Raw genomic sequence first — 18,041 nt, 5'->3', positions numbered from 1 at the left:
ACCCACGGGACCCATTTATGGGTAGTAAGTAACAGATGCATGGCTGGCAGGCCAATCTAAAACGCACTTGTGCGTCGCCAGTATTATAAGGGCTATGCCCGAAAATGAAATACCCCCCGTTTTACGGGGGGATATTTATTCGCGCGCTTGACATTGACCTCTGAAGTCGGTATAATTATCATAGGTTTTTGGACGGATTTCCGCTTTGAAAGAGGTGCGTTATGAAATTATTTCAAAAGATGCTTGCCGTGCTGCTTGTTATTGGTTTTGCCGGCGGTCTGTTTAGTATTGTTCCCTCGCTTGTGAGCTCTGTGACCGTCGCCGCAGAGGAGATAGATGAGTATACCGCACTTTATACTTCTTTTGATATGGGCGAGGTGACCGGAGAGAACTATTTCGCCGTTCCGATGCGCGGGTATTACGATGCGGAAAGGGCGGAAAACGTGCGTTCGTCTGCTTTTAACAATTGGGCGATGCAGATGGTGGAGAGTGTTTCCGCTCCGCAGCCGACGCCGGCTTCGCGAATTCCGGAGAACCTCGCCGATTGCGACGCCGCAACGAGCTATATGACAAACACCGAATTTCCGGTCGTCATCAGCTACAAGATGCGCGAGCCGGTCAATGCGGTTGTTTATTCGATTACTTCCACGAATAACTACAACACAAACGCGCCTATGGACTGGACGTTTGAGGGATCTTTCGACGGCGAGGAGTGGATAATGCTCCACACGGTCGAGGAGCAGACATTCACGAAGCGTTCGCAGACAAAAAAGTTCTCTCTCGAGAATGGGGAGTATTACAAGTATTACCGTATGGTAATAACGAAAAAGGCCGGCGGCGAGACCTCGGGCGCGGTGCAGTTCTCAGACTTTACCATACGCGAAAACGCCGGCGCGAATAATCTTACTACAGGCGCCCTGCTTGCGGAGATCGTAGAGGGGGGACCGGCGCAATCCTTCATAGGCGTCAACAACGAGCCGTGGAACGGCGCGCACTGTATGCGGGTTACCGGCACGCATTCCGGCACGGGCAGGGGATATTCGAACGCTTATATCTTCGACCACCTTATGATCCCCGTGACCGCTAACACGTATTTCAGCTATAATGTCTTCCCTGATTTTGAGGATATTCCCGACGCAAAGCCGGAGGATAACTACGACTACGAATACACGAGCCATTACGTCGCGCTCGATATACGCTTCACGGACGGAACCTATCTCAGCGACCTCGGCGCCGTCGATCAGAACCGTCACGGCATCTCCGCGCGCGCTCAGGGCGAGACGAAGGCGCTTTATACGCGCAACTGGAATATGATCGAGACACGAGTCGGCGATTGGGCGGCGGGCAAGACGATAGACAAGATAGCCGTCGTTTACGACAAACCGTCCAACGAAGGAGAAAAGAACCCAATAGCGTATTTCGACGATATTAAGATATGCGACCGCGCTCCTCTGAAGTGCGACTGCCTCGTCGATTACACCGATCCGCGCCGCGGGAGCAACGACGGCGCCGCGCAGACTAACCGCGGCCTGACCTATCCGGCGGTATGCGTTCCGCACGCGTTCAATTTGTGGACCCCATCGACGAACGACGGCCACAGGCAGCTTTACAGATACCATCCGTCGAATCAGATACAGCATTTTATGATAACCCATCAGGCGAGTTTTCATTTGTTTGACTACGCCGCGTTTATGTTTATGCCCAATACCGGCGTGAACGATCCGTCGCGCGGCGGTATCAACTGCGCTTCGAGAAAATGCGATTTTGACCGCAATGACGAGATCTGCCACGCGAATTACTACTCGGTGGTGCTTGCCGAAGGCAGCCCCGCGAGCGGAGTCCGCGTCGAGATCGCGCCGACGGATCACGCGGGCATCGTGCGCTTTACATATCCCGAAAACGCCGCGAACGTAAACGTCATTCTCGATTCCGTCTGCTCATATACCGGTCTGTTGGATATGAAGGCCGAATGGTCGCTGACGCTCTCGGATGACGGAAAGAGCTTCAGCGCGTATATCGATTACGGCTCTCCGATACAGGACACGTATTATCCGAGGATGTATCTCTACGGCTGCTTCGATCAGGCACCGGCCGGCGCCGTCGTAACCGATATGGCTAACCGCGATATCGGCGCCGTCACGTTCGCGAAGGGAACGACCGAAGTCGTCATGCGCCTTGCGACGTCGTATATCAGCGTCGCGCAGGCGGAGAAGAACCTGCGCCTCGAAATCGCCGATACGGACACGCTCGAGGACGTGAAAGACCGGGGCGCGGCGCTCTGGAACGAGCTCCTCGGCGTTATCGAAGCCGAGGGAATGAATGAGGAGGAGACCGTCGCCCTCTATTCAAACCTGTACCGCCTTAACGTGTTCCCGACGAACATGAGCGAGAACACGGGTACCGCCGACGATCCGCATATCGCACATATAGACCTTTATCACAGCAGCGCCGACAACCCCGTTGTTAAAGACGGAGCGCTGTATACCACAAACGGCTTCTGGGATACCTACCGCACTGCGTGGGCGGCATACGCGCTGCTGACTCCGGAGCTCGACGGAGACCTGCTCGACGGCCTCGTCGCGCACTATTACGACGCCGGATGGGTAGGGCGCTGGCTCAACCCCGGCGCCGTCAACGCGATGGCGGGAACGAGCTCGGATGTCATCTTCGGCGACGCCGCGGCGAAGGGTATCGAGTTCGACAGGGAAGGCGCGTTCCTTTCGGCCGTGCGCAACGCTTCGACGCCGTCTTCCGGCAACTTCGGGCGCCCGAACGTGTCGCTGAATCCGTTTGCCGGCGTGGATAACTACGGCAACCTCTGCTGGCATCTCGAAAGCGCGGTAAACGACTACGGCATCGCTCAGCTCGCCAAGTCGCTCGGGCTCGACGCTGAATACGAATACTACCTCGACCGCGCCAAAGACTATAAAAACGACTTTTGCGAAGATCTCGATTTCTTCGTCAAGTACCGCTACGGCGCGTTTTCGTATAACGCGGATACCGACAATCCCTACGACTGGTCGCAGGGATATATCGAAACCAACGGCTGGGGCACGGCCTTCTCCGTCACGCAGGACGGCAACGGACTTGCCCGGCTTTACGGCGGCAAGGACGAACTCGCGGCGAAGCTTGAAGAGCTGCTGAACGCCTCCAACAGGTGGGAGCCCGGCTCTCTCGACTGGCAGCACGAGATGTACGAAGCCCGCGAGGTGCGTATGGGGCAGTATCAGCACAGCAACCAGCCATCTCACCACATACTCTATATGTTCAACTACGCCGACCGGCCCTACAGAACGCAGGCGCTTACGCGCGAAGCGCTCGGACGCCTTTTCGTCGGCAACCGCTTCGGTCAGGGCTACATCGGCGACGAGGACAACGGCGAAATGTCCGCGTGGTATATCCTATCCGCGCTCGGCTTCTATCCGCTGAATATGGGCTCCGGCGAGTACGCGATAACCTCGCCGCTGTATAAAAAATACACGCTGCATCTGCCTACCGGCGACCTCGTCGTCACCGCGGAAAATAACAGCGCCGAGAACGTATATGTTCAGTCGATGAAGATCGACGGCGTTCCGTATTACGACTGTTTCATCACCCATGAGGAGCTGCTGAAAGCGAAGGAAATAACCTTCGTTATGGGAAGCGAGCCGTCTGAATGGGGAGTCGGCAGCGATTTCGCCTCCGCAACGGGCAGGCGCGAAAAACTGAACACCGCCGAGGATTACTCCAAAGAAGCGGCCAAGAGCTATACGTCCGTCACTTCCGGAGCGAATCTCTTCGTCGATAATTCGTCGAGCGTCGCGACCGTAAGCGGCAGCGGCGTTGTAAACTTTACGTTCGCGGAGCCGAAGAAAGTTGAGATGATAACGGTCGCTTCCGGCAGGACGCAGAATATGACGATAGATATAAAGCTTTACGGCTCCGAGAGCGGAGAAGAGGGCAGCTACGCCGAGCTTATAAACGAGCGCGGCGTGAATTATCAGTGGACGCAGTACGTTCGTCCGTTCAAGGTCGCAGAGCCCGCGGAGTATAAGTATTACCGCCTTGAACTGTCCGGAAACGGCTCGTTCCAAATCGGCGAGGTCGAACTGCTCGGCGGTTTCCGCGAGTACGACGAAATAATCGAAGGCGATATCGACGCGGACGGCGAAGTGACCGTAGCCGACGCGCTGGCGGCGCTTCGTATCGCAATCGGTCTTGCGCCGGAGCGCGACGCCGCGGACGTTGCGGATATGGACTCCGACGGCGCGATCACCGTCAGCGACGCGCTGCGCATTCTCAAAAAGGCGGCGAACATTATATGAACGACTGGCAGGCAAGAACGCGCGCGCTGCTCGGCGGTGACGCGGTCGAGAAATTGAATAACGCTTCCGTCGCCGTTTTCGGTATCGGCGGCGTCGGCTCGTACGCCGCGGAAGCGCTCGTGCGCGCCGGAGTCGGGAAGCTGACATTCATCGACGGCGATACCGTCGCGGAAACTAACACTAACCGCCAGCTCGTCGCCGATCGCAATACGCTCGGCAGAAGCAAGGCCGAGGTTATGAAGGAGCGCGCCGACCGCATTTCGGTCGATGTGAAAGCGGAGGCGGTGACCGCGTTTTACTCCGCCGAAAACGCCGCCGACTTTGAGCTGAATAAATACGATTTCATCCTCGACTGCATCGACACCGTATCGTCGAAAATCGAGCTGATATGCCGCGCGAACGCCGCGGGAGTTCCGATAATCAGCTGCATGGGCGCGGGCAACAAGCTCGATCCGACGCGCTTCGAGGTCGCGGATATCTACAAGACGTCAGTTTGTCCGCTCGCCCGTGTGATGCGTTACGAGCTGAAAAAGCGTGGTATAAAATCGCTGCCCGTCGTCTATTCGAAGGAGGAGCCGTCCGCGCCGCCCGCCGACGCCGAAAAGCGCGAAAGCGGCAGACCCGCTCCCGCGAGCGTTTCGTTCGTGCCGTCCGTCGCCGGACTGATAATGGCGGGCGAGGTCGTCAGGAGAATAGCCGGCAAATAAGTATTGCGATAAAAGTACAAGCCCTCCCGGTCCGGGAGGGCTTTTTGCGATTTATATAGGGGTTTAAGCGCTGTAAGAATAGGATCCGGAATCGATTTCATAACTCCCGCCGCCGAAGACGACGGTTCCGGATACATTCGGCGGCAGCGTTACGTCGAGCGTTACCGCGCCGTTTTCTTTTTTCCACGACGCCGAAATATCGCCGTAAAGCGTTTCTATCGTCGCGGAGGCAAACTCCATATCGTCGGGAATATACGGCTCGATGCGGACGCGTTTGTACCCGGGCAACTCGGGAGAAATACCTGCGAGGCGCTTATACGCCCACAGCGCGGGCGCGCTTCCGAGGAAGGCGTGGTTCTGCGAACCGCCGCCGTTGAAGTGTTCGGGGAAGGTCGTCGCGCCGCAGCTTTCGATGAGATAAAGCCAGCCGCCCTGATTGCGGTTTTTTATCAGCCGGTATGCGGCGTCGCTCCTGCCGTTTTCGGAAAGGGCCTCGAGTATGCACGCTGTTCCCATGAATCCGCAGGTGGAGGTCCGGTTTCTCTCTACGTCGCTTACGAGACTTTCGGTGACCGCGGAGCGCAATTCATCGGGGCAGACGCCGAAACAGAGCGCGTGTGCGTTTGCGCTTTGGCTGCCGTTATCGTAATACGCTTCCGCGCCGCTGACGGCAAGATAACGCTTATTGATCGCTGCGCGTATCCTTTGCGCGAGCGCGGAGAAGTATTCCGCGTCGGCGCGCTCGCCGACGGCTTCGGCAAGCTCCGCGAGCAGATCGGCGCATCTGAAAAAGTATACGGAAGAGAGGAAGCGCGGGCTTGCCGGTTCCGCGGCGATCCAGTCTTTATAGCTCATATAGCTTTCGGCAATTTCATAATTCCCGTCGCAGATCTCTTCGAGCAGCGACACCCACGCCTTCATCATCGGCATGAACCGCCTTACGAGCCGCGCGTCCGCGTACTGCCGGTAAAGCGTATAAGGGATGAACACCGCCGCTGCGGGCCAGTTGACATCGATACAGTCGTCCGTCGGCATCGGAAGCTCGACGGGTATCCACCCGTTCCCGCGCTGGCTGTCGTGCATGCTTTCGAGCCATTGCGAGTAGAAGACGTGAGCGTCAAAGCTCACGCACTCCGCCTCGCAAACGGCGTAAGCGTCGGCGGTCCAGCCGCGGCGTTCGCGTTCGGGACAGTCCGTCGGTATGTTTACGAGGTTGGAAAGGAAGCTTTTCCGCGCCGCTTCGCATATCGCGTTGATCTCACCGTCGGAGCATTCGAAGCGCGAGTCGCCGAGCATGTCGCTGTGTATCGGACGCGCGGTTACGGAAACGATTTCCGCGTCGCCGTAAACGCAGACGCAGCGGAAGCCGGTGTACATAAAGCATGGGGCGTATTCCTCAACGCCGTCCGTCGCGAAGGTGTATTTGTTATACGCGCCGCGCCAGTCTGGGAAGACGGGAGCGCCGTCTTCACCGAGCTTTTCCGCGAAGCGGAGCGTGACGGTTTCGCCCGGCTTGCCTTTCATGCGGACGCTGACGAAGCCGGCGAGGTTAGTTCCGAAATCGACAAGCTTTACGCCGCCGCGATCCGTTATCGCCGCTGGCGATAACTCTTCGCCGCTTTTGACCGCGCAAAGCTGCGGACGAAGAAATAGCGGAGCGAGGTCGATTATCGGGTTCGTCTCGCCCGCGGGCTCCCAGCCGGAATCGTCGAATCCGGCTTCGGCCCAGCCGTGGAACGCCTCGCGCGCGTCGAACTCCTCGAATTTGCCGTGCTGCATGCTCTCGTCGTATCCGAGCCTGTAGCCGCCTCCGGTCTTTGATTTCCACTCTGACCGGCGGCAGTCGACGAAGACTTCCGAACCGTCGTTATACTTGATTTTGATAATTATCGACGACGTCCGCGCGAGCATAAGGCCGACTGCGTTCGTGCCTTCTTTCAGCAACGGCTTTACGTCGCGGCAGACGTACTGCGCGGTAAAGTATTCGCTCGCGCCGGGGAAGAGCGGCAGGTCGCCGATGCGTTCGCCGTTGATAAACGGCACGCAGGAATTGCCCTTGTCGCCGAACGCGCCGATAAACGCGTAAGCATAGCGTATATCGGACGCGCTGCCGAGCGTAAACTCGCGCCTGAAAAAGTGAACGGAACCGTAATGCCATATTCTCAGCCAGTCGCCGCGCCATTGGTGGGACTTGAAGAAGCCTGTGACAAAGCTTGATGAAACGGAGGGCGACTGCGCGTCGTTTTCGTCCCACACCGTCACGGTGAAGGAGTATTCGCTCATCGGGCGAAGCGGACGCTCGGGCCTGATTCCGATACCGAACTGCGCGTCGGAAGCGATCTTTCCGGAATCCCAGACCGCCCCGCCGTCCTCGTCGAAAACTTCGACGCGGTAGGCGGTCTGGCGCGCTCCTTCGCCGCCCGAAAGCTTCCAGCCGACGACCGGATTCGGATTTCCGATGCCGAGAGTTTCTTTTGCGTATTCACATGTCGTTGATAAGATCGTAAGCGGCATTTCGCACCTCGCGTTTATGAAAATCAGAGACCTTGCGGTCTCCGATTCCATTTATTTCTTTTCTTTTTTGATATACATCGAGCCGACTATGGAATTTACGAGCCCGGTCGGCAGGAGCTTGTTGAGCGCCGCGAAGAGCTTGTATTTTCCGCCCGCGACGGTCAGTGGCTTCGGTCTGCGCTTCTCGGCGAGTTTAACGATGATTTTCGCGACTTTTTCCGGCGGCATGCCGTTTATCTCGTCCTTCTCCATAACCGCCACGGACGCCTTTATCGTGTCCGAATAGAGCGACTTCTCGCCGTCGTCCTTTATCCTCGCGGCCGTGAAGCCGGTGCGGACGTCGCCTGGCATGACGGCGCTGACGCGGACGCCGAAGGGCTTCAGCTCGCTTCTCATCGCGAGGGTGAGCGAGTTTATCGCGGATTTGGATGCGGAGTAGAACGCCTGATATGGAATTGAGAATATCGCCGCAGCGGAGCTGACGTTGACAATCGCGCCCTTCGTTTCGCGGAGCATGGGAGCAGCGTGCTTCGCACAGATGAACTGCCCGAAGAAGTTGACGTCAAACTGCCGCTTCGCCGCGGCGGTGTCGGTCAGCTCGGTCGCTCCGGAAATGCCGAATCCGGCGTTGTTGACGAGGACGTCGAGCCGCCCGGTTTCGCTCTTTATGCGTTCGAACGCGGCGATGACGGCGCTTTCGTCGGAAACGTCGGCGGGTATATGCTTTATGCGTTCATCCTTCGGCGCGGTGCGGCTGAGGCAATAGACCTTGTAACCGCGGTCCGCGAACATCTTCGCGGCGCAAAGGCCTATCCCGCTTGAAGCGCCGGTTATTGCAACGACCTTTACGTCAGGCATTCTCTTCAACCACTCTCTTGATGATATCGAGGGCTTCGTCGATTATCTCCTCGTTGTGCGTCGCCATCAGACTCGTGCGAAGCAGGCACTCCGTAGGAGTCGTCGCCGGCGGCAGAACGGGGTTGACGTAAACGCCTTCGTCAAAAAGGATCTTGCCGATGGTAAGCGTGCGCACCTGTTCGTAGGTGTAAAAGGGGACGATCGGGACGCGCTTGTTGTCGGTGTCGCGGATAGCGAGACCGCGCTTCTTCATCCCGTCGCGCAGGTATTCCGCGAGATCTCCGAGACGTTCGACGCGTTCGGGTTCGCGTTTCATAATCTCAAGCGCCTTTATCGCGGTCGCGCAGCACGCGGGCGGGATGGAGGCGCTGAATATGAACGGACGGGAGCTGTGTCTGACGAATTCGCAGACCTCGCTGCTCGCCGCCATATAGCCGCCGAGACTCGCCAGCGATTTGCTGAACGTGCCCATTATGATATCGACCTTGTCGGTGAGTCCGAAATAGCTTGCCGTGCCGCGTCCGCCTTCGCCGAGGACTCCGAGTCCGTGGGCGTCGTCGACCATGACGCGCGCCTTATACTTCTCGGCGAGCGCGACGATCTCGGGAAGCTTGCACATGTCGCCGCTCATGCTGAAAACGCCGTCGGTGACGATGAGTTTCCCGGCTTCGAGCGGGACCTCACTCAGCTTCTTCTCGAGACTTGCCATATCGTTGTGCTTGTAGCGGATCGTTTCGGCGTAGCTGAGCTTGCAGGCGTCGTAAATGCTCGCGTGATTCTCGCGGTCGTTGAATATGTAGTCGCCTTTGCCGGCAATCGCGGAAATAATGCCGAGGTTTGACTGGAAGCCGGTGGAGAATGTCACGCACTCTTCCTTGCCGACGAATTCAGCGAGTTCGTGCTCAAGTTGATTGTGCAGGTCGAGCGTGCCGTTGAGGAAGCGCGAGCCGGAGCAGCCGGAGCCGTACTTCTCGAGCGCTTTTACGCCGGCTTCTATGACTTCGGGATGAACGGTGAGACCGAGGTAGTTATTGGAGCCGAGCATTATGCGGCGCTTGCCCTCCATCATTACCTCGATGTCCTGCTTTGATTCAAGTTCGTGGAAATATGGATAAATCCCCATCGCTTTGATATCTTTTACAAGATGGAAATCCCTGCACTTTTTGAATAACGGCATAGTATGACCTCCAAATATTTATACGGTAATTATACACATTTCGAGGTAATATGTCAACATAAATATCTTAGCATACATGTCGGTATTATTCCGTAAAAACGTAGCAAAATAAGCGTAATGCGTACTAAATTATCCCGGAGCGTGTTATGTCAAATAAAATGAAAGAAAACAAACTGTTCCTTGCGGGGTCGGGGTTGGATATCACAAGTTCCGCGTGCCGAAATACAAACGCCGCTGCGCTGCGGCGACTTACGCTTTCGCGGCTGAAGCTGATAGGCGCGACTTACAGAAAGGCCTTACTCGGCTCGCTTCCTGCGACAAAAAACGGAGCAGCGCGCGAATGGCTTTGTGATAACTATTATCTAATCGACAGGGAAGGCAGGTCGGCCGCCGCCGGTTTGAAAAACACCGATCCGCTTCCGACCGGAATAGACGGACTGCCGGTTGTGTATCACATTGCCGCCTCGCTGCTTCGCGCCGCGGGGAAGGCCGGACCCGGCGAGATAGAGGAGTTTTTGTCGGGCGTCCAGACGAAGTATATACTTTCAAACGCGGAGCTTTCCGTGTTTCGCGATATGCTTTCCGCCGCGGTGACGGAAGCGATCGCGAAGGAATGTGCGGCGATTGCTTCTTCGGACGGCGGCAGCGCGGAGCTGATATCGGGATGTGTCGGGACTCTCCGCGTGATGTCAGGCGCGGATATGTCCGAATGCATAGAAAGGTTGAGCGTTTCGGACGCACTGTTGAAACGCGATCCTGCAGGTATATATGCGGATATGAGCGATGATACGAAGAAGTATTACCGCGCTTGCGTGGCGCTTGGCGCGCGGCGCGAGGGAATAAGCGAGGCGGAATTCGCGGAGAATGCGCTGAAAAAGGCCGAATCCGCTTCAGGCGGAAAACGCGAAAAACACGTCGGGCTGTACCTAATCCCGAAGCGCGGCGGCGTCGGCGCGAAAGTATATGTCGCGCTATACTGTGCTGCGCCTTTTGTTATTCTCACGATTCTCGCATTACTGACGAAAAACGCGGCCGTCACCCTGCTGTTGCCCGTTCCGCTTTGGGCTATCTGGTGTGCGGTGCAGGATAACGTAACGTCGTCATTTGTAAAACGCCGCTATGTGTGCTCGCTCGATCCGGAGAGAATCACGCGCGACGTCAGAACGACGGTCGCGGTATCGTGCCTTATTACGTCCGCGGATCAAGTTAAAAAGCTTGCGAAGAATCTGCTTCGGGTGCGGCTTTCCGGAGGCGTGCTCAGATGCGGGCTTCTCGCGGATTTTAAGGAAAGCGCGACGGCGACGCGTCCGGAGGATACACATCTTCTCTCTGTGCTCGAGAATGAAATCCGCAAACTCAACAACGAGTTCGGCGGCGGTTTCTTCGCCGCGGTGCGAAAGCGTACTTTTTCCGGCGGAGAAGGCAAATATATGGGGCGCGAACGCAAACGCGGAGCTATTACGGAATTCGTGCGCTATATCAATACCGGCGTATGTGATTTCGCTTCGCTGACCGGAGACCTGAAAGGTGTAGTCGGAAGCGATTATTTGCTTACACTGGATGCGGACACTTCGCTTTCCATCAACGCCGCAGCCGAACTGACGGCGGTTTTGGAGCATCCACTCAACAAGGCGGAAGTAGTTGACAATCGTGTGATAAACGGATTCGGGATCGCGGTACCAAGGTTGACTACTGATATCGAATCGTCGTCGCGCAGTTTGTTTTCGCGAGTCTTCGCCGGAATGGGCGGGATGCACAGCTATGGCGGCTCGGGCGCGGATCTTTACAGAGATCTTTTCGGCGACGGATTGTTTACGGGCAAAGGATTGATCGACGTTAAAGCGTATTACGCAGTCGTCGACGGAGCATTCCCGAATAACAAGGTGCTGAGTCACGACGTTATCGAGGGCGGCGTTTTGCGGGCGTGCACCGTTTCCGGCACTGAGCTGTCGGACGGGTTCCCGACGACCGTTAAATCGTGGCTGACGCGACAGTCACGCTGGATAAGAGGTGATTTCCAGAACGCGTTCTTTTTGAAGAAGCATCGTAAGAACGAAGGCGGAGAGAGGGTCCGCAATGAGTTCGGGCTGTCGGACAGATTCAAGCTGTTTGACAATATAAGGCGCGGTATTACGCCTCTGTCGGTTTTCATTGCTGTCGGAGTATGCGTTTTTGTATCCGCGCCGCTGAGGATACCGCTGCTTGCTCTTGCGCTTGTTTCGGTTTCCGCCGGCGACGCTGTCGCGGCGGTGCGCGGACTGTTTAAACCGCGGATAGCATTCCGCAGGTATATTACGCGCGGGATACCCGCGTTTCTTGCCGGCTGCGCCAGGATAACGCTTAACGTTATGATGCTTCCGCAGCTCGCGGCGGTTTCGTTCTGTGAGTTGTCCAAGTCGCTCTGGCGCATGACGGTTTCCCACAAAAATCTGCTTGAATGGCTGACCGCCGCGGAAGCCGAGACCGGCAAACGTAACGGAATAATCGACTATTATCTCTATTTTCGCTTTACCGCGGTGCTCGGCGTCGCTTCGCTGCTTTCCGGACGGCTGCCGCTCGCCGTTCTCGGTGCGCTCTGGATGATCGCGCCGGCGGTTTTTTGCGAAATATCCCGTCCGGCGATCAGCAAAGGACGGGACATCGACGAGGAAGACGAGGAGCTGTTGTATTCTTTTGCCGCGGCAATGTGGCGCTTTTTCGACAAGTACGTGACCGAAGAGACGAATTATCTGCCGCCGGATAACGTGCAGTATTCGCCGTACCGCGTTGCTATGCGGACTTCGCCGACAAATATAGGGCTCTATCTTCTGTGTGTGCTCGCGGCGAGAGACCTCGGTTTTATTGACAGTATCGAGCTTTGCCGCCGCGCTTCCGCGACGCTTGAAACGCTGAAAAGTATCCCGAAATGGCACGGAAATCTATATAACTGGTACGACATCAAGACCGCCGAACCGCTGCGTCCGGAATACGTTTCCACCGTCGACAGCGGAAATCTGTTATGCTGCCTTACCGCGCTGAAGGAGGGCGTGAAAGACTACCTCTGGGAATGTTCCGAGCTCGGCGGAGTCGCCGCGCTGTGCGAAAAGCTGACGGCCGAGGCGGATATCTCGAAACTTTACAACCAACGCCGCAAGCTCTTCTATATCGGCTATGACGCCGCCGACGGCGCGTTCGGAAACAATATGTACGACATACTGATGAGCGAAGCGCGTATGACGAGCTATTACGCGATAGCCAAAAAGGTCGCGGATAAACGCCACTGGGGAATGCTCGGCAGACTTTTCGCCGGCGCGGACGGATACGTCGGTCCTTTATCCTGGACGGGAACGATGTTCGAATACTTTATGCCGCATCTGCTGCTGCCGGTCGTTTCGGATTCGCTTACCGACGAAGCGCTGCGTTACGCGCTTTACTGCCAGAAAAAGCGCACCGCCGCGCTGAAGCTGCCCTGGGGAGTTTCCGAAAGCGGTTTTTATTCGTTCGATATGGGGCAGAATTACCAGTACAAAGCGTTCGGCGTGCAGAAGCTTGGCCTGAAACGCGGGCTTGACGAAGAACTCGTTATCTCGCCGTATTCAACGTTTCTCACGCTTGCGTTTTCGCCTGCGGATTCGATAGCGAACCTTAAGCGGCTCGTCAATATGGGGATGAACGGAGAATTCGGACTGTATGAGGCGGTCGACTTCACTGCTTCGAGAACGGGCGGCGGCTTCTCGATAGTCAAGAGTTATATGGCGCATCATACAGGTATGTCGCTTGTTTCCGTGGCGAACTGCCTTCTCGGAAACGTTATGCAGAAGCGATTTATGCGCGACGCCGATATGCGCACCGCGCAAAAGCTGCTCGAGGAAGCGATATATGACGGCGTTTCACTATATAAGGGTGTGAGCGTGGATGCGAAATATAAATTGAAAAAGCGGCCCGAAGAAGGGATGATATGTTCGGAGACCGATCCGTCCCGTCCGCGCGCGCTGCTGCTTTCCAACGGCGAATTTTCCACCGTTATAACCGACGGCGGAAGCGGTTTTTCGAAGTGGGGCGGTATAGATATGACCGTTCGAAAGCGCGACCTGAGGTTGACTCCGTCCGGCGTGTACGTTGTGCTGCGCGAAAGCGGAAATACGCCGTTCGCGATCACCGCAGATCCGATACGCGACGGCGTGTCGCGCCGCGCGGAGTTCACGTCCGCTTCGGCGGTTTTCACCGCCGTTCACGATGGGCTCGAAGCCGCCATGAGCGTAAACGTACACGGAAGGATACCCGCGGAAATCCGCGTGATAAAAGTCGGCAATACCGACAGGCGTAAAAAGGACGGGGAGCTGATGATATACGCGGAACCGGTGCTTCGCGAGCACCGCCGGCATTCGGCGCATCCGGCTTTTTCCGACCTTTTCATCATGTGCGAATATCGAGAGGCGGAGAAGTGTCTGCTTGTGTGGCGGCGCGGAGACGTCGAGGAGGAGGCGTGCGCGGCGTTCGGATTTGCCGGCGACCGTGAGTTTGCCTTTGAAACCGACAGAAGCGCCGTCTTGAAAAAGGGCGTCGGGATATTCTCGCTCGGTGAGGCGTTTTCTTCGGAGTTTTCCTGCGCCGACGGCACGCCGGTAATACCTTGCGCAGCGTTCAGGACGAGGTTCGCTTTACGCGGTGGCGAAAACGAGACGTTCGTATTCATCCAATGCGCCGGCAGAAGCAGGGAAGAAGCTCTCTCGCGATTCCGCCTTATAAAAAAGGAGGGGATTCATAATATGATGAAATCCTCCTGGGAAGCGGCAGGAAACATGTCGGCTTCGATTGACTGCGGCGCGGATGAAAACCGCCTGCTCAACACGATCCTGCCGAGAGTCTTTTTCGATATGCCGAAAACGCGTGCTGCCGCGGAAGCCGCGAGGTTGAACGCGCTCGGCAGGAAGGATTTATGGAGCATGTCGGTTTCGGGCGACGAACCTATAGTTACCTGCGTCGTTTCTGGGGAAGAGGATATCGGCCGCGTGCGGACGCATCTGAAGGCGCACAAAGCCGCGGCGATCAAGGGCGCGAAATACGACCTTTGCTTTATTTACGGTGAGGGCGGAGCGTATGACGGCGGTCTCCGTTTGCTTCTTGAAGAGGCCGCTGCGCCGGATTGCAAAAACGTGTATCTCATTGACGAAAAGAAGGTCGGATTTGAAAAGGCGAGGATGCTTAAAGCGGCGAGCGTCTACTGTGAGGTCTGCGGGACGGAAGAGGAAGCTCCGGAACCGCGCGGAAGGGGTATTTCCGTCATTACGGGCGAGCCCCTGACGGAAACGGAAAAGATAGAGAGCTCAGTCCCGGGCGGATGGTTTGAAAAGGACGCGTTTACCGCGTGCCCTCAAAAGAGCAGCAGTCCTCTTCCGTGGTGCTTTCCGCTTGCCAACAAGTCGTTTGGAACGCTTGTGTCCGACTCGTCGCTTGGTTTCACGTATTATCTCAATTCTCGGCTGAATCAGATCACTCCGTGGAGCAACGACTATATGAGCGACAACACAGGAGAACGGCTCATCGCCGAGTACGGCGGAGAATACCGCGACCTGATACGCGGAAGTCTGGCTCGCTTCGGAAAGGGATTCGCCGAGTATTGCGTCGTGAACGGAAAGCTGGAAGCGCGGACGCGCGTCGCCGTTCATGATAAGCTGCCCGTGAAGATCATTCGCGTGACGCTTCGCAACCGTTCTTCCGATGCGGTCGATCTGAAGCTCGCGTACTGCGCGGAGCCGTTCCCGAACGATTGCGCGCAGAGTATGGCGAAGGTTCACGAGCGCGGCGGCGCGCTCTTTGCGGAGAATCCGTATAATGACGAGTGGCAAGGGACTGTCGCTTGCCTTTCGTGTTCGGCGGACGTATGCTTCGTGACCGGCAAAGACAGCTTCTATTCCGGCCGCTGGGACACGAAAAGCGGTATTGAGGAACGCGCGTGCGCCGCCGCGGTAACGGCGCTTCGGCTGAAAGCGGGGGAAGGCGCGACGGTGTGGTTTTACCTCTCCGCCGCCGGAGGCAAACTCGCGGCCGCGTATCCGCATCTTCTTTTTGCGGAGCGGAAGCAGGAAAGTGAAAAGCGAGCGTCGGGAGGCGATACGGCGTTCGAGATACGAACGCCGTCGGAAAACCTTGACCGGCTTATAAACTTCTATTTGCCTTATCAGACGAAGATATCGCGCGTCTACGGCAGAACGGGCTTTTCGCAAAACTCCGGCGCTTACGGTTTCCGCGATCAGCTTCAGGATGTCTGCGCGCTGTTGTACTCCGATCCGCAGCTTGCGAAAGCGCATATTCTCAAGGCGGCGTCCGCGCAGTTTGAGGAGGGCGACGTGCTGCACTGGTGGCATAAACTTCCGAAGGAAGCGGGTGGATTCAAGGGAGTGAGAACGCGCTGCTCGGACGATCTTTTCTGGCTTCCTTATGCGGTTTCCGAATACGTTTCCGTGACTGATGACGCTGAAATATTAAGCAAAATCGTAAACTTTATTAAAGGTGACAATCTTTCGCCCAACGAGTCAGAGAGATATATTTCTCCGGTTGTGTCCGGAGCGGGAAGTTTGTATGAGCACTGTAAACGCGCGCTTGAGAGAGGATACCGTGTCGGGCGTCACGGATTACTGCTGTTCGGCTCCGGGGATTGGAACGACGGTATGAACAAGGTCGGCGTAAAGGGGAAGGGAGAAAGCGTTTGGCTTACTATGTTCGCCGCCGTCGTAATGGAGAGATTCGCGGCGATAGCCGGCGCATTCGGTGACGCCCCGTTCGCCGAAACGCTGCGCAAAAGGAGCGCGTCTCTGAAGGCCGCGTCGGAAAACTGCTGGGAAAGCGATAGGTATATACGCGGCTATCATGACGACGGCGCGAAACTCGGAAGCGAAGATTGCGCCGAATGCCGCATAGACAGTCTTCCGCAGAGCTTTGCCGTTTTTGCGGGACTTGACGAAAAGCGTTCCGCGATCGCCGTTGAAACGGCAATCAAACGCCTGGTCGATAAAGACGAAAACATGGTCCGTCTTTTTGATCCTCCATTCCGCAATACGAGGAAAGAAGTCGGATATATCAAGCGTTATCCCGCAGGAATCAGAGAAAACGGCGGACAGTACACTCATGCGGCCGTGTGGCTCGCAATGGCGGCGTTCAGACTCGGGAAGCGTAACGACGGGTCGGACATTCTCGAGATGATCGGGCCGATAACGCATTCGTTCGAGCCGCGATATAAGACCGAACCGTATTTTCTGGCCGCGGATATTTACACCGCGCCGCATCGTGAAGGCAGAGGCGGCTGGACGATCTACACCGGCGCGGCTGCGTGGTATTACCGCGCTGTCATAGAGGAGATGCTCGGGTTGAAAAAGCGCGGCGATAAGCTTTATATTTCGCCTCGCGTTCCGGACTCGTGGCGGGATTTTGAGGTGAAAGCGAAGCTGGAAGGGACCGAAGTCGTGATTCTTGCAAGGAACACGGGTGTAAAACGAATTGTTATCGACGGGGTCGAGGTCGATTTCATCCGCCTCGACGGAGGAGAAAAACACGTCGAAGTTGAGTATTGACAATAAATGATCGTATCGACGGCGAACGCGCGGTTTTTGCGAGCTCGCCGCCGAAATTTTTGCGCTTGTATATTAAAAAATATACGAATATATACTTGATTATGCTCGTGCCTTGTGATATAATCAACAATGTATAAGGGTATATTATACGCAATTTTCGGAATCGAGGTCAAAACCTATGGAAGAAAGAAAACTCCTGATGATCGGAAACAGCTTTTCATGGAACGCTTACACATATCTGCAGAGCATCGCGGACGGCAGCCCGATGAAGCTCAAGGTCGGCGATCTGTGCTACGGCGGATGCAGTCTGCAGATGCATAAGAACTTTTTCGAGACCGGCGCGGAGGTATACGGTTATGAGCATACTCGCAGAAGAAGCAACGGTTCCTGTGATATAAATACCGCTCTTGAGAGCGACGACTGGACTCATATTTCTCTTCAGCAGGTCAGCGGACTTGCCGGTAACTTCGATACCTACCAGCCGTATCTCGATTACGTTTACAACTACGTTCACAAACGCGTCCCGAACGCGGAGATAATGATACATCAGACCTGGGCGTATCAGCACGATTCAACACACGAGCATTTCCCTGATTTCAACTGCGATCAGGAGTATATGTTCAAGTGTGTAAAAGAAGCGTACTTCCGCGCGGCCGAAGCGATCGGCGCGAAGCATATAGTTCCGTCGGGCGAAGCGTTTCAGCTTGCCAGAGCGAGCGCTATCGGCGATACTCTCTGCGAGGACGGCTTCCACGCAAACGCTAAAGGGCAGTATCTCGCTGGAGGCGTCTTCTTTGAGGTCGTGACCGGCGGTTCGATTTACGATTCGACCTTCAAGCCGGATAATATTTCAGATGAGGAATTCGCCATCCTCCGCGACTGCATACATAAAGCGTGCGATATTTACGGCAGATGCGAGTGATTCTTTTTC

General features: G+C 56.1%; 7 protein-coding genes. 4 read left to right on the top strand and 3 right to left on the bottom strand.

All coding sequences use genetic code 11. The annotated features are described in order from the left end of the window. The first annotated feature begins 221 nt into the window (after nucleotides 1-221). Both IJL83_00825 and IJL83_00820 read left to right on the top strand, forming a co-directional pair. Nucleotides 222-4,304, top strand: a complete 4,083-nt coding sequence (locus IJL83_00825; GenBank protein ID MBQ6552153.1) for a GH92 family glycosyl hydrolase — start codon at nucleotides 222-224, stop codon at nucleotides 4,302-4,304. Continuing rightward, nucleotides 4,301-5,011, top strand: a complete 711-nt coding sequence (locus IJL83_00820) for a tRNA threonylcarbamoyladenosine dehydratase (protein ID MBQ6552152.1) — start codon at nucleotides 4,301-4,303, stop codon at nucleotides 5,009-5,011. Before IJL83_00825 ends, IJL83_00820 begins: the two co-directional genes overlap by 4 nt. A gap of 63 nt (nucleotides 5,012-5,074) precedes the next feature. On the opposite strand, the gene IJL83_00815 is transcribed toward IJL83_00820, so the two are convergent. The 3 genes from IJL83_00815 to IJL83_00805 are packed head-to-tail and all read right to left on the bottom strand — an operon-like array spanning nucleotide 5,075 to nucleotide 9,560. Continuing rightward, nucleotides 5,075-7,525 carry a family 78 glycoside hydrolase catalytic domain gene (locus tag IJL83_00815; protein MBQ6552151.1) on the bottom strand — a complete coding sequence of 817 codons (2,451 nt, stop codon included), beginning with the start codon at nucleotides 7,523-7,525 and terminating at the stop codon, nucleotides 5,075-5,077. Nucleotides 7,526-7,576: 51 nt separating this feature from the next. After that, nucleotides 7,577-8,383: an SDR family oxidoreductase gene (locus IJL83_00810; GenBank protein MBQ6552150.1), complete on the bottom strand. Its 807-nt coding sequence runs from the start codon at nucleotides 8,381-8,383 to the stop codon at nucleotides 7,577-7,579. Continuing rightward, the gene (locus tag IJL83_00805; GenBank protein ID MBQ6552149.1) at nucleotides 8,376-9,560 is read right to left on the bottom strand and encodes an aminotransferase class I/II-fold pyridoxal phosphate-dependent enzyme; all 1,185 of its coding nucleotides are present in this window, start codon (nucleotides 9,558-9,560) and stop codon (nucleotides 8,376-8,378) included. The genes IJL83_00810 and IJL83_00805 overlap by 8 nt, the downstream gene beginning before the upstream one ends. Before the next feature lie 194 nt (nucleotides 9,561-9,754). On the opposite strand from IJL83_00805, the gene IJL83_00800 reads away from it, so the two are divergent. Next, the gene (locus IJL83_00800) at nucleotides 9,755-17,110 is read left to right on the top strand and encodes a DUF3131 domain-containing protein (GenBank protein ID MBQ6552148.1); all 7,356 of its coding nucleotides are present in this window, start codon (nucleotides 9,755-9,757) and stop codon (nucleotides 17,108-17,110) included. 178 nt (nucleotides 17,111-17,288) lie between these two features. Next, the gene (locus IJL83_00795) at nucleotides 17,289-18,032 is read left to right on the top strand and encodes a DUF4886 domain-containing protein (GenBank protein MBQ6552147.1); all 744 of its coding nucleotides are present in this window, start codon (nucleotides 17,289-17,291) and stop codon (nucleotides 18,030-18,032) included. Nucleotides 18,033-18,041 lie beyond the last annotated feature (9 nt).

It is taken from the genome of Clostridia bacterium, from assembly GCA_017438525.1.
GTDB lineage: Bacteria > Bacillota > Clostridia > Oscillospirales > RGIG8002 > RGIG8002.
This window is presented reverse-complemented; position numbering and strand designations above follow the sequence as displayed.

Coding starts and splice junctions, on each gene's coding strand:
- IJL83_00825 (MBQ6552153.1), top strand. CDS start 222: ATGAAATTATTTCAAAAGATGCTTGCCGTGCTGCTTGTTATTGGTTTT.
- IJL83_00820 (MBQ6552152.1), top strand. CDS start 4,301: ATGAACGACTGGCAGGCAAGAACGCGCGCGCTGCTCGGCGGTGACGCG.
- IJL83_00815 (MBQ6552151.1), bottom strand. CDS start 7,525: ATGCCGCTTACGATCTTATCAACGACATGTGAATACGCAAAAGAAACT.
- IJL83_00810 (MBQ6552150.1), bottom strand. CDS start 8,383: ATGCCTGACGTAAAGGTCGTTGCAATAACCGGCGCTTCAAGCGGGATA.
- IJL83_00805 (MBQ6552149.1), bottom strand. CDS start 9,560: ATGCCGTTATTCAAAAAGTGCAGGGATTTCCATCTTGTAAAAGATATC.
- IJL83_00795 (MBQ6552147.1), top strand. CDS start 17,289: ATGGAAGAAAGAAAACTCCTGATGATCGGAAACAGCTTTTCATGGAAC.